Annotated in this window: 16 protein-coding genes; 13 read left to right on the top strand and 3 right to left on the bottom strand. The window is 68.2% G+C overall.

What is annotated here, in order from left to right; all coding sequences use genetic code 11:
* The first annotated feature begins 81 nt into the window (after positions 1-81).
* The 5 genes from muxA to JHD77_RS28990 all read left to right on the top strand — a co-directional run bounded on the left by muxA (position 82) and on the right by JHD77_RS28990 (position 9,457).
* Entirely contained in the window at positions 82-1,362 is a 1,281-nt protein-coding gene (gene muxA / locus JHD77_RS28970; RefSeq protein WP_003111498.1) for a multidrug efflux RND transporter periplasmic adaptor subunit MuxA, read from the top strand.
* Positions 1,359-4,490: a multidrug efflux RND transporter permease subunit MuxB gene (gene muxB / locus JHD77_RS28975; RefSeq protein ID WP_003089920.1), complete on the top strand. Its 3,132-nt coding sequence runs from the start codon at positions 1,359-1,361 to the stop codon at positions 4,488-4,490. Before muxA ends, muxB begins: the two co-directional genes overlap by 4 nt.
* Positions 4,487-7,597 (top strand): multidrug efflux RND transporter permease subunit MuxC, encoded by a 3,111-nt coding sequence (gene muxC, locus JHD77_RS28980; protein ID WP_003089914.1) that lies wholly within the window; start codon positions 4,487-4,489, stop codon positions 7,595-7,597. The genes muxB and muxC overlap by 4 nt, the downstream gene beginning before the upstream one ends.
* Positions 7,594-9,090 (top strand): multidrug efflux RND transporter outer membrane subunit OpmB, encoded by a 1,497-nt coding sequence (gene opmB, locus JHD77_RS28985; RefSeq protein WP_031755881.1) that lies wholly within the window; start codon positions 7,594-7,596, stop codon positions 9,088-9,090. Before muxC ends, opmB begins: the two co-directional genes overlap by 4 nt.
* Before the next feature lie 133 nt (positions 9,091-9,223).
* A complete protein-coding gene (locus tag JHD77_RS28990; protein ID WP_016561952.1) occupies positions 9,224-9,457 on the top strand; it encodes a hypothetical protein in 234 nt (77 codons plus the stop codon).
* Between the two features lie 8 nt (positions 9,458-9,465).
* Here the strand turns inward: JHD77_RS28990 and JHD77_RS28995 are convergent, their stop codons facing one another.
* Together JHD77_RS28995 and JHD77_RS29000 are read right to left on the bottom strand one after the other, a co-directional pair.
* Positions 9,466-10,884 (bottom strand): sensor histidine kinase, encoded by a 1,419-nt coding sequence (locus JHD77_RS28995; protein WP_003089902.1) that lies wholly within the window; start codon positions 10,882-10,884, stop codon positions 9,466-9,468.
* A complete protein-coding gene (locus JHD77_RS29000; protein WP_003089900.1) occupies positions 10,881-11,555 on the bottom strand; it encodes a heavy metal response regulator transcription factor in 675 nt (224 codons plus the stop codon). Before JHD77_RS29000 ends, JHD77_RS28995 begins: the two co-directional genes overlap by 4 nt.
* 512 nt (positions 11,556-12,067) lie before the next feature.
* Between JHD77_RS29000 and JHD77_RS29005 the strand changes: the two genes are divergently transcribed.
* From JHD77_RS29005 to JHD77_RS29040, 8 genes are all read left to right on the top strand, one after another.
* Positions 12,068-13,354 (top strand): TolC family protein, encoded by a 1,287-nt coding sequence (locus JHD77_RS29005; protein WP_003113317.1) that lies wholly within the window; start codon positions 12,068-12,070, stop codon positions 13,352-13,354.
* A gap of 52 nt (positions 13,355-13,406) precedes the next feature.
* Positions 13,407-14,861: an efflux RND transporter periplasmic adaptor subunit gene (locus tag JHD77_RS29010; RefSeq protein ID WP_003109532.1), complete on the top strand. Its 1,455-nt coding sequence runs from the start codon at positions 13,407-13,409 to the stop codon at positions 14,859-14,861.
* Positions 14,862-14,883: 22 nt separating this feature from the next.
* A complete protein-coding gene (locus tag JHD77_RS29015) occupies positions 14,884-18,039 on the top strand; it encodes an efflux RND transporter permease subunit (protein WP_031755879.1) in 3,156 nt (1,051 codons plus the stop codon).
* Positions 18,040-18,245: 206 nt separating this feature from the next.
* Positions 18,246-19,202 (top strand): AraC family transcriptional regulator, encoded by a 957-nt coding sequence (locus JHD77_RS29020; protein ID WP_003109534.1) that lies wholly within the window; start codon positions 18,246-18,248, stop codon positions 19,200-19,202.
* A gap of 116 nt (positions 19,203-19,318) precedes the next feature.
* On the top strand, positions 19,319-20,686 hold the full coding sequence (gene benA, locus JHD77_RS29025; protein ID WP_003113315.1) for a benzoate 1,2-dioxygenase large subunit: 1,368 nt from the start codon (positions 19,319-19,321) through the stop codon (positions 20,684-20,686).
* Positions 20,683-21,171 carry a benzoate 1,2-dioxygenase small subunit gene (gene benB, locus JHD77_RS29030; protein WP_003113314.1) on the top strand — a complete coding sequence of 163 codons (489 nt, stop codon included), beginning with the start codon at positions 20,683-20,685 and terminating at the stop codon, positions 21,169-21,171. Before benA ends, benB begins: the two co-directional genes overlap by 4 nt.
* A 33-nt stretch (positions 21,172-21,204) precedes the next feature.
* Positions 21,205-22,218, top strand: a complete 1,014-nt coding sequence (benC, locus tag JHD77_RS29035) for a benzoate 1,2-dioxygenase electron transfer component BenC (RefSeq protein ID WP_031755877.1) — start codon at positions 21,205-21,207, stop codon at positions 22,216-22,218.
* A gap of 24 nt (positions 22,219-22,242) precedes the next feature.
* On the top strand, positions 22,243-23,004 hold the full coding sequence (locus tag JHD77_RS29040; protein ID WP_003113313.1) for a 1,6-dihydroxycyclohexa-2,4-diene-1-carboxylate dehydrogenase: 762 nt from the start codon (positions 22,243-22,245) through the stop codon (positions 23,002-23,004).
* A gap of 5 nt (positions 23,005-23,009) precedes the next feature.
* Here JHD77_RS29040 and antC read toward each other — a convergent pair whose 3' ends face one another.
* Positions 23,010-24,032: an anthranilate 1,2-dioxygenase electron transfer component AntC gene (gene antC, locus JHD77_RS29045; protein WP_031755875.1), complete on the bottom strand. Its 1,023-nt coding sequence runs from the start codon at positions 24,030-24,032 to the stop codon at positions 23,010-23,012.
* Positions 24,033-24,040: the final 8 nt, after the last annotated feature.

Here is a 24,040-nt window from a genome sequence, read left to right on the forward strand (position 1 = left end):
AAAGAGGCTTTGCCTGGGCCCCTGCAATGCTTATCGTGCAGCCTGGAAAAAGCGCCTCCGTTCTAAGCCTGAAGAAGAACCATGACTCCAACGACCGGTAAATCCAAGTTCCGTACCCTGCGCCCGTGGCTGATCACCGCCCTGGCCTTCGCCGCCGTGATCGGCCTGGTGATGTGGCTGGCGGCGCCCGCCTCGGCACCGTCCTCCGACGGGCGACCCGGTCGCGGCGGCAAGCCGGGCGCCGCGCTGCCCAAGGCCAACGCGCTCACCGTCGGCGTGGCCAGGGTGGAGCAGGGCGACCTGGCGCTGCATTTCAACGCGCTTGGCACCGTCACCGCCTTCAACACGGTGAACGTCAAGCCGCGGGTCAACGGCGAGCTGGTCAAGGTGCTGTTCCAGGAGGGGCAGGAGGTCAAGGCCGGCGACCTGCTGGCGGTGGTCGACCCGCGCACCTACAAGGCGGCGCTGGCCCAGGCCGAGGGCACGCTGATGCAGAACCAGGCGCAACTGAAGAACGCCGAGATCGACCTGCAGCGCTACAAGGGGCTGTATGCCGAGGACTCGATCGCCAAGCAGACCCTGGATACCCAGGAAGCCCAGGTCCGCCAGTTGCAGGGCACCATCCGTACCAACCAGGGCCAGGTCGACGACGCCCGCCTCAACCTGACCTTCACCGAGGTCCGCGCACCGATTTCCGGGCGCCTCGGCCTGCGCCAGGTGGACATCGGCAACCTGGTCACCAGCGGCGATACCACGCCGCTGGTGGTGATCACCCAGGTCAAGCCGATCTCGGTGGTGTTCAGCCTGCCGCAGCAGCAGATCGGCACCGTCGTCGAGCAGATGAACGGCCCCGGCAAGCTGGCGGTCACCGCGCTGGACCGCAACCAGGACAAGGTTCTCGCCGAAGGCACCCTGACCACCCTGGACAACCAGATCGACACCACCACCGGCACGGTCAAGCTCAAGGCGCGCTTCGAGAACGCCGACGGCAAGCTGTTCCCCAACCAGTTCGTCAACGTGCGCCTGCTGGCGCAGACCCTCAAGGGCGTGCTGACCATTCCGGCCAACGCCGTGCAGCGCGGCACCAACGGTATCTATGTCTACGTGGTCGGCGCCGACAACAAGGTCAGCCAGCGCAGCGTCGCCATCGGCACCAGCGAGAACGAGCGGGTGGTGGTGGAAAGCGGCCTGAAGGCCGGCGAGCAGGTGGTGGTGGAAGGCACCGACCGCCTGCGCGACGGTATGGAAGTGCGTGTCGCCGAGGCCTCCCCGCAGGTCCTCGAGGGCGAGCCGCAGAAACCGCAGACTGGCCGCCCCAGCGGCCTCCAGGGCGACTCGGTGGGTAGCGGGAGCGCTGAATGAACCCGTCCCGCCCGTTCATCCTGCGGCCGGTCGCGACCACCCTGCTGATGGTGGCGATCCTGCTCTCGGGCCTGATCGCCTACCGCTTCCTGCCGATCTCGGCGTTGCCGGAAGTGGACTACCCGACCATCCAGGTGGTCACCCTGTACCCCGGCGCCAGCCCGGAGATCATGACCTCGTCGATCACCGCGCCGCTGGAGAACCAGCTCGGGCAGATTCCGGGGCTCAACGAGATGTCTTCCAGCAGTTCCGGCGGCGCCTCGGTGATCACCCTGCAATTCAGCCTGCAGAGCAACCTCGATGTCGCCGAGCAGGAAGTCCAGGCGGCGATCAACGCCGCGCAGAGCCTGCTGCCCAACGACCTGCCGAACCAGCCGGTGTTCAGCAAGGTGAATCCGGCGGACGCACCGATCCTGACCCTGGCGGTGATGTCCGACGGCATGCCGCTGCCGCAGATCCAGGACCTGGTGGATACCCGCCTGGCACAGAAGATCTCGCAGATCTCCGGGGTCGGCCTGGTCAGCATCAGCGGCGGCCAGCGCCCGGCGGTGCGGGTGCGCGCCAACCCGACGGCGCTGGCGGCGGCGGGGCTGAGCCTGGAGGACCTGCGCAGCACGGTGACCAGCAACAACCTCAACGGCCCCAAGGGCAGCTTCGACGGCCCGACCCGTGCCTCGACCCTGGACGCCAACGACCAGTTGCGCTCGGCCGACGCCTACCGCGACCTGATCATCGCCTACAAGAACGGCTCGCCGCTGCGCATCCGCGACGTCGCCAGCGTCGAGGACGACGCCGAGAACGTGCGCCTGGCCGCCTGGGCCAACAACCTGCCGGCGGTGGTGCTGAACATCCAGCGCCAGCCGGGGGCCAACGTGATCGAGGTGGTCGACCGGATCAAGGCGCTGCTGCCGCAGCTGCAATCGACCCTGCCGGGCAATCTCGACGTGCAGGTGCTGACCGACCGCACCACCACCATCCGCGCCTCGGTCAAGGACGTGCAGTTCGAGCTGGCGCTGGCGGTGGCGCTGGTGGTGATGGTCACCTTCCTGTTCCTGCGCAACGTCTACGCCACCCTGATTCCCAGCTTCGCCGTGCCGTTGTCGCTGATCGGCACCTTCGGCGTGATGTACCTGTCCGGCTTCTCGATCAACAACCTGACCCTGATGGCGCTGACCATCGCCACCGGCTTCGTGGTCGACGACGCGATCGTCATGGTGGAGAACATCGCCCGCTACCTGGAGCAGGGCGACTCGCCGCTGGAAGCGGCGCTCAAGGGCTCGAAGCAGATCGGCTTCACCATCATCTCGCTGACCTTCTCGCTGATCGCCGTGCTGATCCCGCTGCTGTTCATGGGCGACGTCGCCGGGCGGCTGTTCCGCGAGTTCGCCATCACCCTGGCGGTGGCGATCCTGATTTCCGGCTTCGTCTCCCTGACCCTTACGCCGATGCTCAGCGCCAAGCTGCTGCGCCACATCGACGAGGACCAGCAGGGCCGCTTCGCGCGCGCCGCGGGGCGGGTCATCGATGGCCTGATCGCACAATACGCCAAGGCCCTGCGGGTGGTCCTGCGGCACCAGCCGCTGACCCTGCTGGTGGCCATCGCCACCCTGGCGCTGACCGCGCTGCTCTACCTGGCCATGCCCAAGGGCTTCTTCCCGGTGCAGGACACCGGGGTGATCCAGGGCGTCGCCGAAGCGCCGCAGTCGATCTCCTTCCAGGCCATGTCCGAGCGCCAGCGCGCCCTTGCCGAGGTGGTGCTGAAGGACCCGGCGGTGGCCAGCCTGTCCTCCTACATCGGCGTCGACGGCAGCAACCCGACCCTCAACACCGGCCGCCTGCTGATCAACCTCAAGCCGCACAGCGAGCGCGACGTCACCGCCAGCGAAGTGATCCAGCGCCTGCAGCCCGAACTCGACCACCTGCCCGGGATCAAGCTGTACATGCAGCCGGTGCAGGACCTGACCATCGAGGACCGGGTCGCCCGCACCCAGTACCAGTTCACCTTGCAGGACGCCGACCCGGACGTGCTCGCCGAGTGGGTGCCGAAGCTGGTGGCGCGGCTGCAGGAGTTGCCGCAGCTCGCCGACGTCGCCAGCGACTGGCAGGACAAGGGCTTGCAGGCCTACCTGAACATCGACCGCGACACCGCCTCGCGCCTCGGCGTGAAGCTCTCCGACATCGACAGCGTGCTCTACAACGCCTTCGGCCAGCGGCTGATCTCGACCATCTTCACCCAGGCCACCCAGTACCGCGTGGTGCTGGAGGTGGCGCCGCAGTTCCAGCTCGGCCCGCAGGCCCTGGAGCAGCTCTACGTGCCGTCCAGCGACGGCACCCAGGTGCGCCTGTCGAGCCTGGCGAAGGTGGAGGAGCGGCATACCCTGCTGGCGATCAACCATATCGCCCAGTTCCCCTCGGCGACCCTGTCGTTCAACCTGGCCAAGGGTTACTCCCTGGGCGAGGCGGTCGAGGCGATCCGTGGCGTCGAGGCCAGCCTGGAGCTGCCGCTGAGCATGCAGGGCAGCTTCCGCGGCGCGGCGCTGGCCTTCGAGGCCTCGCTGTCGAACACGCTGCTGCTGATCCTCGCCTCGGTGGTGACCATGTACATCGTCCTGGGCATCCTCTACGAGAGCTTCATCCATCCGGTGACCATCCTCTCGACCCTGCCCTCGGCCGGGGTCGGCGCGCTGCTGGCGCTGATGCTGGCGGGGCAGGAGATCGGCATCGTGGCGATCATCGGCATCATCCTGCTTATCGGCATCGTCAAGAAGAACGCGATCATGATGATCGACTTCGCCCTCGACGCCGAGCGCAACGAAGGCAAGCCGCCCCATGAGGCGATCTACCAGGCCTGCCTGCTGCGCTTCCGGCCGATCCTGATGACCACCATGGCCGCGCTGCTCGGCGCGCTGCCGCTGATGCTCGCCGGCGGCGCCGGCGCCGAGCTGCGCCAGCCGCTGGGCATCACTATGGTCGGTGGCCTGCTGCTGAGCCAGGTCCTGACCCTGTTCACCACCCCGGTGATCTATCTCTACTTCGACCGCCTGGCCCGTCGCTGGGCGGCCTGGCGCAAGCAGCGCGGGCTGGACCTGAACACCGAGGCCGGGTTCGACGGGGACGCCGGGCGATGAGTCTGTCCACGCCCTTCATCCGCCGCCCGGTCGCCACCACGCTGCTGACCCTGGCGTTGCTGCTGGCCGGCACCCTGTCGTTCGGCCTGCTGCCGGTGGCGCCGCTGCCCAACGTCGATTTTCCGGCCATCGTGGTCAGCGCCAGCCTGCCGGGCGCCAGCCCGGAAACCATGGCCTCGTCGGTGGCCACGCCGCTGGAGCGCTCGCTGGGACGGATCGCCGGGATCAGCGAGATGACCTCCAGCAGTTCGCTGGGCTCGACCACCGTGGTGCTCGTGTTCGACCTGGAGAAGGACATCGACGGCGCCGCCCGCGAGGTGCAGGCGGCGATCAACGGCGCGATGAGCCTGCTGCCCAGCGGTATGCCGAACAATCCCAGCTACCGCAAGGCCAACCCCTCGGACATGCCGATCATGGTCCTCACCCTGACCTCGGAGACCCAGAGTCGCGGCGAGATGTACGACCTCGCCTCGACCGTGCTGGCGCCCAAGCTGTCGCAGGTGCAGGGGGTAGGGCAGGTGAGCATCGGCGGCAGCTCGCTGCCGGCGGTGCGGGTCGACCTCAACCCGGATGCCATGAGCCAGTACGGGCTGTCCCTGGACAGCGTGCGCACGGCCATCGCCGCGGCCAACAGCAACGGCCCCAAGGGCGCCGTCGAGAAGGACGACAAGCACTGGCAGGTGGACGCCAACGACCAGTTGCGCAAGGCCCGCGAGTACGAGCCGCTGGTGATCCACTACAACGCCGACAACGGCGCCGCGGTGCGCCTCGGCGACGTGGCCAAGGTCAGCGACTCGGTGGAGGACGTGCGCAACGCCGGCTTTTCCGACGATCTGCCGGCGGTGCTGCTGATCGTCACCCGCCAGCCCGGCGCCAACATCATCGAGGCCACCGACGCCATCCACGCGCAACTGCCGGTGTTGCAGGAACTGCTCGGGCCGCAGGTCAAGCTGAACGTGATGGACGATCGCAGCCCGTCGATCCGTGCGTCGCTGGAAGAGGCCGAGCTGACCCTGCTGATCTCGGTGGCGCTGGTGATCCTGGTGGTCTTCCTGTTCCTGCGCAACGGCCGCGCCACGCTGATCCCCAGCCTGGCGGTGCCGGTCTCGCTGATCGGCACCTTCGCGGTCATGTACCTGTGCGACTTCAGCCTGAACAACCTGTCGCTGATGGCGCTGATCATCGCCACCGGCTTCGTGGTGGACGACGCCATCGTGGTGGTGGAGAACATCGCCCGACGCATCGAGGAGGGCGATCCGCCGATCCAGGCGGCGATCACCGGCGCCCGCCAGGTCGGTTTCACCGTGCTGTCGATGACGCTCTCGCTGGTCGCGGTGTTCATCCCGCTGCTGCTCATGGGCGGCCTCACCGGACGGCTGTTCCGCGAGTTCGCGGTGACTCTCTCGGCGGCGATCCTGGTGTCCCTGGTGGTATCCCTGACCCTCACGCCGATGCTCTGCGCGCGTCTGCTGCGTCCGCTGAAACGGCCCGAAGGCGCTTCCCTGGCGCGGCGCAGCGATCGCTTCTTCGCCGCCTTCATGCTGCGCTACCGCGCCAGCCTGGGCTGGGCGCTGGAGCACTCGCGGCTGATGGTGGTGATCATGCTGGCCTGCATCGCCATGAACCTCTGGTTGTTCGTGGTGGTGCCCAAGGGCTTCCTCCCGCAGCAGGACTCCGGGCGCCTGCGCGGCTACGCGGTGGCCGACCAGAGCATCTCGTTCCAGTCCCTGAGCGCGAAGATGGGCGAGTACCGCAAGATCCTCTCTTCCGATCCGGCGGTGGAAAACGTAGTCGGCTTCATCGGTGGCGGCCGTTGGCAGTCGAGCAACACCGGTTCGTTCTTCGTCACTCTCAAGCCGATCGGCGAGCGCGACCCGGTGGAGAAGGTCCTCACCCGGCTGCGCGAGCGGATCGCCAAGGTGCCCGGCGCGGCGCTCTATCTCAACGCCGGCCAGGACGTGCGCCTGGGCGGCCGCGACAGCAACGCGCAGTACGAATTCACCCTGCGCAGCGACGACCTGACCCTGCTCCGCGAATGGGCGCCGAAGGTCGAGGCGGCGATGCGCAAGCTGCCGCAGCTGGTGGACGTCAACAGCGACTCCCAGGACAAGGGCGTGCAGACCCGCCTGGTGATCGACCGCGACCGCGCGGCGACCCTGGGGATCAACGTGGAAATGGTCGACGCGGTGCTCAACGACTCTTTCGGCCAGCGCCAGGTGTCGACCATCTTCAACCCGCTGAACCAGTACCGGGTGGTGATGGAGGTCGACCAGCAGTACCAGCAGAGCCCGGAAATCCTCCGCCAGGTCCAGGTGATCGGCAACGACGGCCAGCGCGTGCCGCTGTCCGCGTTCAGCCACTACGAACCGAGCCGGGCACCGCTGGAGGTCAACCACCAGGGACAGTTCGCCGCCACCACGCTGTCCTTCAACCTGGCACCGGGCGCGCAGATCGGCCCGACCCGCGAGGCCATCATGCAGGCCCTGGAGCCGCTGCACATCCCGGTGGACGTGCAGACCAGCTTCGAGGGCAACGCCGGCGCGGTGCAGGACACGCAGAACCAGATGCCCTGGCTGATCCTCCTGGCGCTGCTGGCGGTGTACATCGTCCTCGGCATCCTCTACGAGAGCTATGTGCACCCGCTGACCATCCTCTCGACCCTGCCTTCGGCCGGGGTCGGCGCGCTGCTCGCGCTGATCCTCTGCCGCAGCGAGCTGAGCCTGATCGCGCTGATCGGCATCATCCTGCTGATCGGCATCGTCAAGAAGAACGCGATCATGATGATCGACTTCGCCCTGGAGGCCGAGCGCAACCACGGCCTGAGCCCGCGCGAGGCGATCCTCGAGGCCTGCATGATGCGCTTCCGGCCGATCATGATGACCACCCTGGCCGCCTTGCTCGGCGCCTTGCCGCTGATCTTCGGCATCGGCGGCGACGCCGCGCTGCGCCGGCCGCTGGGCATCACCATCGTCGGCGGGCTGATCGGCAGCCAGTTGCTGACCCTGTACACCACCCCGGTGGTCTACCTCTATCTCGACCGCCTGCGCCACTGGGTCAACCAGAAACGCGGCGTACGCACGGACGGTGCGCTGGAGACACCCCTATGAAACACACCCCCTCGTTGCTCGCCCTGGCCCTGGTCGCCGCCCTCGGCGGCTGCGCCATCGGCCCCGACTACCAGCGACCGGACCTGGCGGTGCCCGCCGAATTCAAGGAAGCCGAAGGCTGGCGCCGCGCCGAGCCGCGCGACGTGTTCCAGCGCGGCGCCTGGTGGGAGCTGTACGGCGACCAGACCCTGAACGACCTGCAGATGCACCTGGAACGTTCCAACCAGACCCTGGCCCAGTCGGTGGCGCAGTTCCGCCAGGCCGAGGCGCTGGTGCGCGGCGCGCGGGCGGCGTTCTTCCCGTCGATCACCGGCAACGTGGGCAAGACCCGCAGCGGCCAGGGCGGCGGCGACAGCACCGTGTTGCTGCCGGGAGGCTCGACGGTGAGCAGCGGCGGCTCTGGCGCGATCAGCACCAGCTACTCGACCAACCTCAGTGTCAGCTGGGAGGTCGACCTCTGGGGCAAGCTGCGCCGGCAACTGGAGGCCAACCAGGCGAGCCTGCATGCCAGCGCCGCCGACCTCGCCGCGGTGCGCCTCAGCCAGCAGTCGCAACTGGCGCAGAACTACCTGCAACTGCGGGTGATGGACGAACAGATCCGCCTGCTCAACGACACGGTGACGGCCTACGAGCGTTCGCTGAAGGTGGCCGAGAACAAATACCGCGCCGGCATCGTCACCAGGGCCGACGTGGCCCAGGCCCGCACCCAGCTGAAAAGCACCCAGGCCCAGGCCATCGACCTGAAGTACCAGCGTGCCCAGCTGGAGCACGCCATCGCCGTGCTGGTCGGCCTGCCGCCGGCGCAATTCAACCTGCCGCCGGTGGCGAGCGTGCCGAAGCTGCCGGACCTGCCGGCAGTGGTGCCGTCGCAATTGCTCGAACGACGGCCGGACATCGCCTCGGCGGAACGCAAGGTGATTTCCGCCAATGCCCAGATCGGCGTGGCCAAGGCCGCCTATTTCCCCGACCTCACCCTGAGCGCCGCCGGCGGCTACCGCAGCGGCAGCCTGAGCAACTGGATCAGCACGCCGAACCGCTTCTGGTCGATCGGCCCGCAGTTCGCCATGACCCTGTTCGACGGCGGCCTGATCGGCTCCCAGGTGGACCAGGCCGAGGCGACCTACGACCAGACCGTGGCGACCTACCGGCAGACCGTGCTCGACGGTTTCCGCGAGGTGGAGGACTACCTGGTGCAATTGAGCGTCCTCGACGAGGAGAGCGGGGTGCAGCGCGAAGCCCTGGAGTCGGCCCGCGAGGCACTGCGCCTGGCCGAGAACCAGTACAAGGCCGGCACCGTCGACTACACCGACGTGGTCACCAACCAGGCCACCGCGCTGAGCAACGAACGCACCGTGCTGACCCTGCTCGGCAGCCGCCTGACCGCCAGCGTCCAGTTGATCGCGGCAATTGGCGGCGGCTGGGACAGCGCCGACATCGAGCGGACCGACGAGCGGCTCGGCCGGGTCGAAGAGGGCCTGCCGCCTTCGCCCTGAGTTCTTCTCGCTGCCTGTTCCTGACGAATGCCTTTCCCCGCTATTGCGCTTGCATGACACACCGCCGTCCGCGTCTCGGCTAGAGTACGGCGGCGGATGTGGAGGTGAATACGTGTCGGGGAAGTTTCCGGAAATGCCCTCGCGCCGAGGCTACTGGCTCGGCTGGTTGTGCCGCCTGGCCATGCTTGGCGGCGTCGCCGCGATGTTCTGGGCGCTGCTGCAATGCTTCGTCCTGCTGCACGGCGATCCGCCGCTCCAGCGCGCCCCGCTGCGGACGCCCTGGACCCTGCTGGCGCTCGGCCTGGCGCTGTTCCTCGCCGGTTTCTGCGGCGAGTACCGGCTGTGGCGGCGCCGCGCCGGTTGCTGAAACCGGCGTCAGGCAGCGCCCGTCGAAGGGAACAGCAGGCGCAGGTGGGTCTTCTGCTGCGGTACGCTTTCCGCTTCGGCGCGGCCGCCGTGGTAGGCCATGATCGATTGCACGATGGCCAGTCCCAGGCCGGTGCCGGCCTGGGCTCCAGTCTGGCGTCCGGCGCGGCGGTAGAAGCGCTCGAACAGGTGCGGCAGGTACTCCGGCGGGATGCCCGGGCCGTCGTTGCTGACCCTCACCTCGGTGTGCCCCGCGCGCTCCCCGATCCGCACGTCGATGCGCCCGCCTTGCGGGGTGTGGCGCACGGCGTTGGACACCAGGTTGGAAATGGCGCGCTGGATCATCAGGTTGTCGCCGTGGGCGAAGCCGCTGCCGGACAGGCGCAGTTCGACGCCCTTGTCCTCGGCGACCATCTCGTACAGGTCGATGACCTTGGCCGCCTGCTCGTGCAGGGCGACGCAGCCGAACTGGGCCTGGATCGCCGGGTTGTCCACCTGCACCAGGAACAGCATGTCGGTGACGATCCGCGACAGCCGCTCCAGTTCCTCGGCATTGGACTCCAGGGCTTCGCGGTATGCCGCGCTGTCGCGATGCTGGCTGAGCAGCACCTGGTTGCGCACCAGCAGGTTGCAGATCGGCGCGCGCAGTTCGTGGGCCAGGTCGTCGGAAAACTGCGAGAGCTGGCGTACGCCATCCTCGAGGCGGCCGAGCATGTGGTTGAAGCTGCGGGCCAGGCTGTCCAGCTCGCGCGGCAGGTTCTGCTCGGGGATGCGGTAGGAGAGATCCTGCGGGCTGACCTGGGCGGCCACCCGGCGGAAGCGGTTCAACGGTTCGAGGCCGGCACGCACCACCCACCAGGCGGCCAGGGCGATCAATGGCAGGAGGAAGGGCAGGGCCAGCAGGGTGGCGCGGAGGAAACCGTCGAGCAGGCGCTCGTCGGCGTTGCGCTCGCTGCTCAGCAACACCTGTACCGGGGTGCCGTTCTTCATGCGCATGGAAGCGCCGATGCTCAGCAGGCGCTGGTCGTTGCCGGTGCTCCAGCTCTGGAACACCGGCTGGCGGGCATCCGCCTGCAAGCGGGCGAGAAGCGCGCGGTTGGCCGCGACGCTGGCCGCGGCCTGGTCGCCGAAGCTCATCAGCGGCTGGCCGCTGCGGCTGTCGAGAATGCTCAGGTGCAGGCCGCTGTGCGCCACCAGTTGGTCCTGCAGGGCATGCGCCTGTACGGCCGGGTCGCTGCGCAGGTCGAGATCGTCTTCCAGGCTGTGGCGGATCTGCTCCAGCTTCAATTGCAGGTTTTCCCGCTCGCGGGCTTCCAGCTCGCGGCCGAGGTTCCAGTGCGCCATTGCGCCGAGCGCCAGGGCCAGCAGCGCGCCGAGGGCGCCGACCAGCAGGGCCAGGCGCAGCGACAGTCGGCCTGGTGGCGTCATCGGCGCGCTTCCAGGACGTAGCCGACGCCGCGAATGGTATGGATCAGCTTGAGGTCGAAGCCGTCGTCGATCTTCGCCCGCAGGCGGCAGATGGCGACTTCCACCACGTTGGAGTCGTTGTCGAAGTTCATGTCCCAGATCAGCGAGATGATCTGCGTCCGGGTGATGACGTCGCCGTTGCGCCGCATCAGCAGGTGCAGCAGGGCGAACTCCTTGGTCGTCAGGTTGATCCGCACCCGGCCGCGGAAGGCCCGGTGGCGGCTGGCGTCCAGCTCCAGGTCGGCGACCCGCAGGACGTCCTGCATCGGTGCCTGGTCGTGGCGGCGCAGCAGCGAGCGGACCCGCGCCAGCAGTTCGGGGAACTGGAACGGCTTGACCATGAAGTCGTCGGCGCCGAGATCGAGGCCGCGCACCTTGTCGGTCAGCCTGCCATGCCCGGTGAGCATCATCACCCGCGCGCTGCTGCGTTCGCGCAGGCGGCGGAGCAGGTCCCAGCCGTCGATGCCGGGTAGGTTGACGTCGAGGATCACCAGTTCGTAAGGGTGTTGCAAGGCCATGTGCAGGCCGTCGATGCCATCGTTGGCGCGGTCGACGATGTAGCCGCTTTCGGTCAGGCCCTGGTGCAGGTAGTCGGCAGTCTTGACTTCATCTTCGATAATAAGGATGCGCATGTTCGCCCCTATATAAAGTATGGATTCATTTGCAAGTAAATGTTTAAGTGCATTGCTATAAAGTTACATTGCGGGCGTTGCCTGGATAGAATCCTGGAAATGTAATTTCATATCGTTGCGCTGCTTCGATGATAATTATCGAATGACCGGGTAGTTCTCTCGGGAGTCCGCCTGAGAACTTTGGAAATGTCCGCGGCGCAAGCACCGCTGGGCGTGAGGGGCAATGCCTTTTGTAAGCGCATGTTGCTTTTGTCCCTATGTTTCATCCAACTATTGCCAGTCTCTTCGAAGGTTGCCGAAGTGTAACCGCTAATTGTCCGTGGAGAATATTCATTACCGACTTGTAATTCTTCCGTCACCTTGCCGATAAGCCCCGCTACCTAACATCTGCCGCATCCCGGAAGTGCAACTTCGAATATCGCCGGCGAGATATCGCCGATGAACGGTTGCGTGGTTCCGGGCCGGTAATGGATCGCCGTCGCCGACGACGATCAGCAGACGAGGAGCGGAACATGCCGATACTTCGGCCACTGGCCAGCGCGGGGAAACGCGCCTGCTGGCTACTGATGGGACTCTGCCTGGGCCTGCCGGCCCTGGCGAACGAAGCGCCGGTGAGTTTCAACGGCACTTCGATCAGCCTCGAGCAGGCGTTGGAGCGGGCCCTGCGGAGCAACCCCGAGCTGGCGGCGGTGGGGCGCGAGACCGAGATCGCCAGCGGCGCGCGGCAGCAGGCCGGGCTGATCCCCAACCCGGATCTGTCCTGGAGCGTCGAGGACACCCGCCAGGGCAATCGCCAGACCAGCGTCAGCATCGCCCAGCCGCTGGAGCTGGGCGGCAAGCGCGGTGCGCGGGTGGAGGTGGCGAAACGCGGCAGCGAGATCGCCTGGACCCAACTGGAAGTCCGTCGCGCCGAACTGCGCGCCCAGGTCCGCGGCGCCTACTACGCGGCGCTGACCGCGCAGGAGCGGGTGCGCCTGGCGAAGACCTCCCTGGACCTGGCCAGGCGCGCGCTGCAGGCCGCCGACCGACGGGTCAAGGCCGGCAGCATCTCCTCGGTGGAACGGGTTCGCGCCCAGGTCCTGGCGGACAACGCCCAGCTCGACCTGAGCCAGGCGGAGCTGGAGCAGCAGCGCACCTATGTGCAGCTGTCGAGCACCTGGGACGAGCCGCAGCCAGGCTTCGCCAGGGTCGGCGGCGCGCTCGACGCGGTGCCGGCGAGCATCACCCGTGGCGCCTTGCTGCGCCATCTCGACGAGTCGCCGACCCTGCGCCTGGCGGCCCAGGAGGTAGCGCGCGGCGAGGCCCAGGTCGACCTGGAGAAGCGCCAGCGCATCCCCAACCTGACGGTCAGCATCGGCAGCAAGTACGACCAGACCGCCCGCGACGGACGTGGCGAACGGGTCAACCTGATCGGCCTGTCGATGCCGCTGCCGCTGTTCGACCGCAACCAGGGCAACATCTACGCCGCCCAGAGCCGCGCCGACCAGGCCCGCGACCTGCAGCGCGCGACCCTGCTGCGCCTGCGCAGCGAAGCGGTACAGGCCTACGACCAGTTGCGCACCTCGGAACAGGAGCTGGCGCTGGTCCGTCGCGACCTGCTGCCCGGCGCACAGAGCGCGCTGGACTCGATGACCCGCGGCTTCGAGATGGGCAAGTTCAACTTCCTCGACGTGCTCGATGCCCAGCGCACCCTGGTCGGCGTCCGTGCCCAGTACGTGCGCGCGCTGGACGCCGCGGCACAGGCGCGGGTGAGCATGGAGCGCCTGCTCGGCGAAGACATCGGCCACCTCGGCCAGTGAGATTTCCGGGGCGGGCCGCCGGCGCGCCCCCCGAACGGTTCGGGAGAACAGAATGGGCAAGAAGACGATTATCGCGGTGACCGCACTGGCACTGCTCGGCCTGGGCGGCGGCGCCTACCTGGAGCTGGGCGGCAAGGCGCCGGCCGGCGCCGGCGAAGCGGCCGCCGAGGGCGAGGGCAGCGGACCGCGCGGCGGCATGTTGTTGCGCCAGGGCGACCTGACCCTGGAACTGCTGGTGCCGGAGGACGGCAGCCCGCTCAAGGCCTGGGTCGAGCGCGGCGGCAAGGCGCTGGCGCCGCAGGAGGTGGTCCTCGGCGCCGACGTCGAGCGTGCCACCGGCGAGGTCGAGGACCTGCTGTTCAAGGCCAGCGGCGATGGCCTGGTGGCCAATGCCGGGATCGCCGAGCCGCATGCCTTCACCGCGCGCCTCAAGCTGATGGCCGGCAAGCAGGGCTACGACTTCGCCTTCACCCGCGAGGAGGGCAAGCTGGAGCTGGATGCCGAGCAGATCGAGGCCGCCGGCATCACCCTCGATACGGCGCGGACGATCAGCCTGGCCCAGGTGGTCTCGCTGCCCGGCGAGATCCGCTTCAACGAGGACCGCACCGCGCATATCGTCCCGCGCCTGCCGGGGATCGTCGACAGCGTGCCGGCCAATCTTGGCCAGGCGGTGAAGCAGGGCGAGCTGCTGGCGGTGATCAGCAGCCCGCAGTTGTCCGACCAGCGCAGCGAATTCGCCGCCGCCCAGCGCCGCCTGAGCCTGGCGCAGAGCACCTACAAGCGCGAGCAGCAGCTGTGGAAGGAGGGCATTTCCGCCGAGCAGGAATTCCTGCTCGCCCGCCAGGGTTTGCAGGAAGCCGAGATCGCGCTGAACAACGCGCGGGCGAAGATCGCCGCGCTCGGCGGCAATCCCAGCCTGCAGGGCGGCAACCGCTACGAGCTGCGCGCGCCGTTCGCCGGGGTGCTGGTGGAAAAGCACCTGACCCAGGGCGAGCCGGTGGACGGCACCGCCAACGTCTTCACCCTGTCCGACCTGTCCTCGGTCTGGGCCACCTTCAACGTGCCCGCGCAACTGCTCGGCCAGGTCCGCGTCGGCAGCAAGGTCAAGGTGCTCGCCCAGGCGCTGGATAGCGAGGTGGAGGGCACCGTGTCCTACATCGGCGACCTGCTCGGCGAGCAGACCCGCGCGGCCACCGCCCGGGTCACCCTGAGCAACCCCGAGAGCACCTGGCGCCCGGGCCTGTTCGTTTCCGTGCAGGTGGCCGAGGCGACCCGCAAGGAAGTCCTGACGGTCGCCGACGGCGCGGTGCAGAACGTCGACGGCGAGGACGTGGTGTTCGTCCGCGTGGCCGATGGCTTCGTGGTCCAGCCGGTCAAGCTGGGCATCAGCGACGGCCAGCGCGTCGAGGTCCTCGAGGGCCTGCGCGCCGGCAGCCAGGTCGCCGCCAGCGGCAGCTTCATCCTCAAATCCGAACTGGGCAAGGGCTCGGCGGAACACGGTCACTGAGTCCCGCTCCAGGAGTCTTCGCATGTTCGAACGCATCATCCAATTCGCCATCGAGCAACGCTGGCTGGTCCTGCTGGCGGTGCTGGGGATGGCCGGGGTCGGCATCGGCAGCTACCAGAAGCTGTCCATCGACGCGGTCCCGGACATCACCAACGTCCAGGTGCAGATCAATACCGCCGCCCCCGGCTACTCGCCGCTGGAAGTGGAGCAGCGGATCACCTACCCGGTGGAGACCGTCATGGCCGGCCTGCCGGGTTTGCAGGAAACCCGTTCGCTGTCGCGGCCGGGGATTTCCCAGGTGACGGTGATCTTCGAGGAGGGCACCGATATCTACTTCGCCCGCCAGCAGGTCAACGAACGCCTGAGCACGGCGCGCGAGCAACTGCCGGAAGACATCTCGCCGACCCTCGGGCCGATCTCCACCGGTCTCGGCGAGATCTACCTGTGGACGGTTGAGGCCGAGGAGGGCGCGACCAAGGAGGACGGCAGCGCCTACACGCCCACCGACCTGCGCACCATCCAGGACTGGATCATCCGTCCGCAGTTGCGCAACGTGAAGGGCGTGGCCGAGATCAACACCATCGGCGGCTACGCCAAGCAATTCCTCATCGCCCCGGATCCGAAGAAGCTCGCGGCCTACAAGCTGACCCTCGGCGACCTGCAGAACGCCGTGCTGCGCAACAACGAGAACGTCGGCGCCGGCTACATCGAGCGGCGCGGCGAGCAGTTGCTGATCCGCGCGCCGGGCCAGGTCAAGGACATGGACGATATCCGCGGGATAATCGTTTCCAACGTCGACGGCGTGCCGATCCGTATCCGCGACGTCGCCGAGGTCGGCCTGGGCAAGGAGCTGCGCACCGGCGCGGCCACCGAGAACGGCCGCGAAGTGGTGCTCGGCACGGTGTTCATGCTGATCGGCGAGAACAGCCGGGAAGTGGCCCAGGCGGTCGGCCAGCGCCTGGAGGAGATCAACCGGACCCTGCCCAAGGGGGTCAAGGCGATCACCGTCTACGACCGCACCACCCTGGTGGACAAGGCCGTGGCCACGGTGAAGAAGAACCTGGTGGAAGGCGCGGCGCTGGTGATCGCGGTGCTCTTCCTGTTCCTCGGCAACATCCGCGCGGCGTTGATCACCGCCACCATCATCCCGCTGTCGATGCTGTTCACCTTCACCGGGATGGTCGGCAACAGGGTCAGCGCCAACCTGATGAGCCTCGGCGCGCTGGACTTCGGCATCATCGTCGACGGCGCCGTGGTGATCGTCGAGAACGCCATCCGCCGCCTGGCCCACGCCCAGGCCCGCCACGGCCGCCAGCTGACCCGCGCGGAACGTTTCCACGAGGTCTTCGCCGCGTCCAGGGAGGCGCGCCGGGCGCTGGTCTTCGGCCAGATCATCATCATGGTGGTGTACCTGCCGATCTTCGCCCTCACCGGGGTCGAGGGGAAGATGTTCCACCCGATGGCGTTCACCGTGGTCACCGCGCTGCTCGGCGCGATGATCCTCTCGGTGACCTTCGTCCCGGCGGCGATCGCGCTGTTCATCACCGGCAAGGTCAAGGAGGAGGAGAACTTCGTCATGCGCCGCGCGCGTCTGGCCTACGAACCGGCGCTGCGCTGGGTGCTCGGGCACCGCGCGCTGGTGGTCGGCGGCGCCCTCGGCGCGATCCTGCTCACCGGGCTGGTGGCCTCGCGGATGGGCAGCGAGTTCATTCCCAGCCTCAGCGAGGGCGACTTCGCCATGCAGGGCCTGCGGGTGCCGGGCACCAGCCTGACCCAGTCGGTCGAGATGCAGCAGACCCTGGAGAGGAAGCTGATGGGCAAGTTCCCGGAGATCGAGCGGGTCTTCGCCCGCACCGGGACCGCCGAGATCGCCTCCGACCTGATGCCGCCGAACGCCTCCGACAGCTACGTGATGCTCAAGCCGCAGAGCCAGTGGCCGGACCCGAAGAAGTCGCGGGAGGCGCTGCTGGAAGAATTGCAGGCCGCGGCCCTTGAGGTGCCGGGCAGCGTCTACGAGTTCTCCCAGCCGATCCAGTTGCGCTTCAACGAACTGATCTCCGGGGTGCGCAGCGACGTCGCGGTGAAGGTCTTCGGCGACGACATGCAGGTGCTCAACGACACCGCGGAGAAGATCTCCAAGGTGCTGCAAGGCATCGACGGCGCCTCCGAGGTGAAGGTCGAGCAGACCACCGGCCTGCCGGTGCTGACGGTGGACATCGACCGCGACAAGGCGGCACGCTTCGGCCTCAATGTCGGCGACATCCAGGACACCGTGGCCACCGCCCTCGGCGGACGCAACGCCGGTACCCTGTTCGAGGGCGACCGCCGCTTCGACATCGTCATCCGCCTGCCGGAAACCCTGCGCGCCGACCTGCCGGCACTGTCCAACCTGCTGATCCCGCTGCCGCCGAACAACCTGGCGCGGATCGACTTCATCCCGCTGTCGGACGTGGCGCGCCTCGACCTCTCGCCGGGACCGAACCAGATCAGCCGGGAGAACGGCAAGCGGCGCATCGTGGTCAGCGCCAACGTGCGCGGCCGCGACATCGGCTCGTTCGTGCTGGAAGCGCAACAGAAGCTGCAGGACGGGGTGAAGATCCCGGCCGGCTACTGGACCACCTGGGGCGGCCAGTTCGAACAGTTGCAGTCCGCCGCCAAGCGCTTGCAGGTAGTGGTGCCGGTGGCGCTGCTGCTGGTGTTCACCTTGCTCTTCGCCATGTTCAACAACGTCAAGGACGGCCTGCTGGTGTTCACCGGCATCCCCTTCGCCCTCACCGGCGGGGTGCTGGCCCTGTGGCTGCGCGGGATACCGCTGTCGATCTCGGCGGCGGTGGGTTTCATCGCCCTGTCCGGGGTGGCGGTGCTCAACGGCCTGGTGATGATCTCCTTCATCCGCAACCTGTTGCAGGAAGGACGCAGCCTCGACCAGGCGGTGTGGGAGGGCGCCATCACCCGCCTGCGTCCGGTGCTGATGACCGCCCTGGTGGCGTCCCTCGGTTTCGTGCCGATGGCCCTGGCCACCGGCACCGGCGCCGAGGTGCAGCGGCCGCTGGCGACGGTGGTGATCGGCGGCATCCTGTCCTCGACCATGCTGACCCTGCTGGTGCTGCCGGTGCTCTATCGCTGGACCCACGGGCGCGACGCCGGACCGCGCGAGGAGACGCCGGCGGCCGGCTGAAGCGGGCGCGCAAGCGGGCCGGCAGGGGAAACCCTGGCGGCCCTTTTTCGTTGGCCGTTGGACGGATTCCGTTCGATTACCGCACGCGATTGCCGGCCCGGATTGTCGCCGGCGGAGGGCTTGCGTAGTGTGGGTGGACGTTCCGCGCCCGGCGCTTGGCGCCGCGCGGCGATAACAACAACGATAGCAGCCTGAGTGTCCTGCCCATGAATGCCTCCTTGCTCAGCGAGCGCAGCCGGGTGTTCGAACGTGCCGACCCCTATGCGGTGTCCGGCTATGTCAACCGGCACGTCGGTACGCACTGCATACGCCTGCCGGCCGCCGGCAGGCCGCAAGCCAGCCTCGACCACCGCACCTTCGCCAGCCTCGACCTGTGCCGGATCAGCTACGGCGCGGCGGTACGGGTCACCTCGCCGGCGCTGGAGAGCATCTTCCACCTGCAGATCCTCCTGCGCGGCCACTGCCTGTGGCGCGGCGGCGGGCAGGAACACGCCCTGGCGCCGGGCGAGCTGTTGCTGATCAACCCGGACGATCCGGTCGACCTGACCTATTCGGCGGACTGCGAGAAATTCATCGTCAAGCTGCCCTGCGCGCTGCTCGAAGCGATCTGCGCCGAGCAGCGCTGGAGCCATCCGGCGCGCGGCGTGCGTTTCCTCGAACATCGCTATCGCCTGGACCAGCTGGAAGGCTTCGTCGGCCTGCTCGCCCTGGTCTGCCGCGAGGCCGAGTCCGGCGAGCGGCTGGCGCGGGTCGACAGCCACTTCGAGCAGATCCTCGGCAGCAAGCTGCTGACCCTGCTGAAGACCAACGTCAGCCGCGAGGACCCCGGCGATGCGCAGGTCGTCTTCGCCCGCCTCGATGCCTACATCCGCCGCCATCTGCAGAGCGAGATCGAGGTCGCGGCGCTGGCCGAGCAGGCGCACATGAGCACCCGTTCGCTGTACGCGCTGTTCGAGCGCCAGCTTGGCGAGAGCCCTCGGCAATACATTCGCCGGCTGCGCCTGGAGCGCATCCGCGCCTGCCTGGAAGACCCCGGCTGCCGGGTACGCAACCTCACCGAACTGGCCCTGGACTTCGGTTTCGCCCACCTCGGCCGCTTCGCCGAGCAATATCGCCGGCAGTTCGGCGAGCTGCCTTCGGAAACCCTGCGCCGGCGCGCCTAGCGCCGACCGCCACGGCGTGCAGGAATCGGCCAGCGATCCGCAGGCAACGGATATCCCCAGCAGCACGCGCTACCTAACCTGACCGGGCCTGAACAATAACAACGGAGGCCCCGGCCATGTCCCTGGGTAGCGATTACTTGCGTTCTCTGCTCGAGGAAGACCCCGAGCGCGGCGTCTACCGCTGCAAGCGGGAGATGTTCACCGATCCACGCCTGTTCGAACTGGAGATGAAGCACATCTTCGAGGGCAACTGGGTCTATCTCGCCCACGAAAGCCAGGTTGCCGGAGTCAACGACTACCTGACCACCCAGATCGGCCGCCAGTCGATCGTCATCGCGCGCAACCGCGACGGCCAGCTCAACGCCTTCATCAACGCCTGCAGCCACCGTGGCGCGATGCTCTGCCGGCACAAGAGCGGCAATCGCAGCAGCTATACCTGTCCGTTCCACGGCTGGACCTTCAACAACTCCGGCAAGCTGCTCAAGGTCAAGGACCCGGCCGAGGCCGGCTACCCGCAGGGCTTCAACTGCGAGGGCTCGCACGACCTGACCCGGGTGGCGCGCTTCGAGTCCTACCGTGGCTTCCTGTTCGGCAGCCTCAACCCCGATGTCAGGCCGCTGGCCGAGCACCTGGGCGAGTCGGCGAAGATCATCGACATGATCGTCGACCAGTCGCCGGAAGGCCTCGAGGTGCTGCGCGGCTCTTCCAGCTATGTCTACGAAGGCAACTGGAAGCTCACCGCCGAGAACGGCGCCGACGGCTATCACGTCAGTTCGGTGCACTGGAACTACGCGGCGACCCAGAGCCAGCGCCAGCAGCGCGACGCCGCGGACCCGCTACGGACCATGAGCGCCGCGGGCTGGGCCCGGCAGGGCGGCGGCTTCTACTCGTTCGAGCATGGTCACATGCTGCTCTGGAGTCGCTGGGCCAACCCCGAGGACCGGCCGGCCTTCGAGCGCCGCGCCGAGCTTGCCCGCGACTTCGGCGAGGCCCGCGCCGACTGGATGATCGAGAACTCGCGCAACCTCTGCCTGTACCCCAACGTGTACCTGATGGACCAGTTCAGCTCGCAGATCCGCATCGCCCGGCCGCTGTCGGTGGACCGCACGGAAATCACCATCTACTGCATCGCGCCGAAAGGCGAGAGCGCCGAGGCGCGCGCCCGGCGCATCCGCCAGTACGAGGACTTCTTCAACGTCAGCGGCATGGCCACCCCGGACGACCTGGAGGAGTTCCGTTCCTGCCAGCAGGGCTACCAGGGCAGCGTGGTCGGCTGGAACGACCTGTCGCGCGGCGCCGAACACTGGATAGAGGGCGCCGACGCGGCGGCCGCGGCCATCGACCTGCGGCCGCGCCTGAGCGGCGTGCGCACCGAGGACGAAGGGCTGTTCGTATTGCAGCATCGCTACTGGCAGGAGGCGCTGCTCGCCGCCCTGGAGCGCGAACGGACGCAGCGCGTGGCGCTGCGGGAGGTGGCGTCATGAGCCTGGGCTACGACGCCCTGCGCGATTTCCTCTACCGCGAGGCGCGCTATCTCGACGACAAGGATTGGGACGCCTGGCTGGCGTTGTACGCCGCGGACGCCAGTTTCTGGATGCCGTCCTGGGACGACCGCGACCAGCTCACCGAGGACCCGCAGCGGGAAATCTCGCTGATCTGGTACGGCAACCGCGGCGGCCTGGAGGACCGGGTATTCCGCATCCGCACCGAGCGCTCCAGCGCGACCCTGCCGGACACCCGCACCTCGCACAACCTGAGCAACATCGAACTGCTCGGCGAGGACGACGGCATCTGCCGCGTGCGCTGCAACTGGCACACCCTGAGCTATCGCTACAAGACCGTGGACAGCTACTTCGGCACCACCTTCTACGACCTCGACGTACGCGGCGAGAGTCCGCTGATCAAGGCCAAGAAAGTGATCCTGAAGAACGACTACGTTCGCCAGCTGATCGACGTCTACCACGTCTGACGCCCGCGCCGGCGGGCTGTCGAGGGACATGCCATGAACCATCGGATCGCACTCAACTTCGAAGACGGGGTGACCCGCTTCATCCATGCCGCGCCCGGCGAGACCGTGGCCGACGCGGCCTACCGCCAGGGCATCAACATCCCCCTGGACTGCCGCGACGGCGCCTGCGGCACCTGCAAGTGCCTGGCCGAGGCCGGGCGCTATGCGCTGGGCCAGGACTACATCGACGATGCCCTCAGCGCCGAGGAAGCCGCCCGCGGCTACGTGCTGACCTGCCAGATGCGCGCCGAAAGCGACTGCGTGCTGCGCGTGCCGGCGTCCTCGACCCTGTGCAGGACCGGCCAGGCGCGCTACGAGGCGCGCATCAGCGAAGTCCGGCAACTGTCGCCGAGCACCATCGGCCTGTCGCTGCGCGGCGAGGCGCTGGCCAGCCTGGCGTTCCTGCCCGGGCAGTACGTCAACCTCCAGGTACCCGGCAGCGAGCAGCGCCGCGCCTACTCCTTCAGCTCGCTGGCGAAGGACGGCGAGGTCAGCTTCCTGATCCGCAACGTCCCCGGCGGGCTGATGAGCGGCTTCCTCAGTGGCACGGCCAGGGCCGGCGACAGCCTGGCGATGGACGGCCCGCTGGGCAGTTTCTACCTGCGCGAGATTCACCGGCCACTGCTGATGCTGGCCGGCGGCACCGGCCTGGCGCCGTTCACCGCGATGCTCGAACGGATCGCCGAACAGGGCAGCGCGCACCCGCTGCACCTGGTCTACGGGGTGACCCACGACGTCGACCTGGTCGGTCTCGAGCGCCTGGAGGCGTTCGCCGAACGGATTCCCGGCTTCACCTGGAGCGCCTGCGTGGCCAGCGCCGACAGCGACTATCCGCGCAAGGGCTACGTGACCGAGCACATCGCCGCGCAGTACCTGCACGAGGGCGACGTCGACATCTACCTGTGCGGGCCGCCGCCGATGGTCGAGGCGGTCGAGCGCTACCTGCGCGAGCAGGGCGTGCGCCCGGCGAATTTCTACTACGAAAAGTTCGCTGCCAGCGCGGCCTGAACCCGAGCAGCCAAGGAGATTCCCATGAACGACAGATTCCGCGACAAGGTCGCCCTGGTCAGCGGCGCCGCCCAGGGCATCGGCCTGGGGGTGGCCCGGCGCCTGCTGGAGGAAGGCGCGCGGGTGGTGGCGGTGGACCGCTCCGAGCTGGTCCACGAACTGGCCGGCGACGCCTGCCTGTGCCTGACCGCCGACCTGGAGCGCTACGCCGAATGCCAGCGGGTACTGGAGCGGACCCTGGAGCGTTTCGGCCGGCTGGACATCCTGGTCAACAACGTCGGCGGCACCCTCTGGGCGAAGCCCTACCAACACTACGCCGAGGACGAGATCGAGGCCGAGCTGCGGCGTTCGCTGCTGCCCACCTTGTGGTGTTGCCGAGCGGCGCTGCCGGCGATGCTGGGGCAGGGCAGCGGGGCGATCGTCAACGTCTCGTCGGTTGCCACCCGCGGGGTCAACCGGGTGCCCTATGGCGCCGCCAAGGGCGGGGTGAACGCGCTGACCGCCTGCCTGGCGTTCGAGACCGCCGACCAGGGCATCCGCGTCAACGCGGTGGCGCCGGGCGGCACCGACGCGCCGCCGCGAAGGATTCCGCGCAACGCCGCGGCGCAGAGCGAGGAGGAGCGGCGCTGGTATCGACAGATCGTCGAGCAGACCCTCGACAGCAGCCTGATGAAGCGCTACGGCAGCATCGACGAGCAGGTCGCGGCGATCCTCTTCCTCGCCTCCGACGAGGCGTCCTACATTACCGGCGTGACCCTGCCGGTAGCTGGCGGCGACCTCGGCTGAGCGCTTCAGTCGCCGCTTTCGGTGAACTTCTCCAGGTACAGCCGCAGATGCTCCAGGGAGCGCTCGCGCAGCCACTGGCGGACCGCCTCGACCATCGGCGGCGGCCCGCACAGGTAGAGGTCGAAAGCTTCGTCGCGCAAGCGGGCGGCGTCGAAATGCTCGTGCAGGTAGCCGCGCCGGCCATCCCAGTCGGCGTCCGCCTCGCTGAGCACCGGGACGAAGCGGAAGCCGGGAAGCCGCTCGGCGTAGCCGGCGATCCGTTGCAATTCGCAGAGATCGTCGGCGCGGCGTACCCCGTAGTAGAGATGCACCGGCCGCTCGCAACCGCGCTCGGCCAGTTCGTCGAGCATGCCGAGGAACGCCGACAGGCCGGTGCCGCCGGCCACCAGCAGCAACGGGCGCTCCACCTGGCGCAGGTAGAAGGTGCCCAGCGGCGCCTCGAAGCGGATCTCGTCGCCGACCCGGCACCCTTGGCGCAGGTAGTCGCTCATGGCGCCGCCCGGGAGCAGGCGGATGAGGAATTGCAGGTGGTTCTGCGGATTCGGCCGGTTGGCGAAGGAGTAGGCGCGCCGGCAGTCGCTGCCGGGTACTTGCAGGCGCGCGTACTGGCCGGGCAGGAAGTCCAGCTGGCGGCCCGCGGCGCCGGCGTCGAGGCGGAGCAGCGCGGTGTCCTCGGAGAGCAGGCGCAGTTCGCGCACCACGCCGCTGTGCGCCTGGGCCGCGGCGGCATGGCAGAGGGTCGAGGCGAAGTCGAAGTAGAAGGCCGCGTCGGAGCGCACCCGGGTCTGGCAGGCGAGCACCTTGCGCTGCTCCAGGTCGGCGGCGGAGAGGGTGTCCTCGTCGGCGTAGTCCAGGCTGTAGCTGCCCGCCTCGCAGCGGCCCATGCAGGTGCCGCAGACCCCTTCGCGGCAGTCCAGCGGCAGGTTGATGCCGTGGCGCAGGGCGGCGTCGAGGAGCAGGTCGTCGTGGCCGACGGGCAGGAACAGGGTCTTGCCGTCGGCGAAGCTGAGGGCGACTTTGTGATTCATCGTGACGG

The organism is Pseudomonas sp. P20 (assembly GCF_016463925.1).
In the GTDB taxonomy this organism is placed as follows: Bacteria; Pseudomonadota; Gammaproteobacteria; order Pseudomonadales; family Pseudomonadaceae; genus Pseudomonas; species Pseudomonas aeruginosa.

Bases quoted from the DNA above. Each gene is read 5' to 3' on its own strand.
- JHD77_RS28995 (WP_003089902.1), bottom strand. From the start codon at position 10,884: ATGACGCCACCAGGCCGACTGTCGCTGCGCCTGGCCCTGCTGGTCGGC.
- JHD77_RS29005 (WP_003113317.1), top strand. From the start codon at position 12,068: ATGCCGATACTTCGGCCACTGGCCAGCGCGGGGAAACGCGCCTGCTGG.
- JHD77_RS29010 (WP_003109532.1), top strand. From the start codon at position 13,407: ATGGGCAAGAAGACGATTATCGCGGTGACCGCACTGGCACTGCTCGGC.
- JHD77_RS28990 (WP_016561952.1), top strand. From the start codon at position 9,224: ATGCCCTCGCGCCGAGGCTACTGGCTCGGCTGGTTGTGCCGCCTGGCC.
- JHD77_RS29015 (WP_031755879.1), top strand. From the start codon at position 14,884: ATGTTCGAACGCATCATCCAATTCGCCATCGAGCAACGCTGGCTGGTC.
- muxB (WP_003089920.1), top strand. From the start codon at position 1,359: ATGAACCCGTCCCGCCCGTTCATCCTGCGGCCGGTCGCGACCACCCTG.
- muxA (WP_003111498.1), top strand. From the start codon at position 82: ATGACTCCAACGACCGGTAAATCCAAGTTCCGTACCCTGCGCCCGTGG.
- benB (WP_003113314.1), top strand. From the start codon at position 20,683: ATGAGCCTGGGCTACGACGCCCTGCGCGATTTCCTCTACCGCGAGGCG.
- muxC (WP_003089914.1), top strand. From the start codon at position 4,487: ATGAGTCTGTCCACGCCCTTCATCCGCCGCCCGGTCGCCACCACGCTG.
- benC (WP_031755877.1), top strand. From the start codon at position 21,205: ATGAACCATCGGATCGCACTCAACTTCGAAGACGGGGTGACCCGCTTC.
- antC (WP_031755875.1), bottom strand. From the start codon at position 24,032: ATGAATCACAAAGTCGCCCTCAGCTTCGCCGACGGCAAGACCCTGTTC.
- opmB (WP_031755881.1), top strand. From the start codon at position 7,594: ATGAAACACACCCCCTCGTTGCTCGCCCTGGCCCTGGTCGCCGCCCTC.
- JHD77_RS29020 (WP_003109534.1), top strand. From the start codon at position 18,246: ATGAATGCCTCCTTGCTCAGCGAGCGCAGCCGGGTGTTCGAACGTGCC.
- JHD77_RS29040 (WP_003113313.1), top strand. From the start codon at position 22,243: ATGAACGACAGATTCCGCGACAAGGTCGCCCTGGTCAGCGGCGCCGCC.
- benA (WP_003113315.1), top strand. From the start codon at position 19,319: ATGTCCCTGGGTAGCGATTACTTGCGTTCTCTGCTCGAGGAAGACCCC.
- JHD77_RS29000 (WP_003089900.1), bottom strand. From the start codon at position 11,555: ATGCGCATCCTTATTATCGAAGATGAAGTCAAGACTGCCGACTACCTG.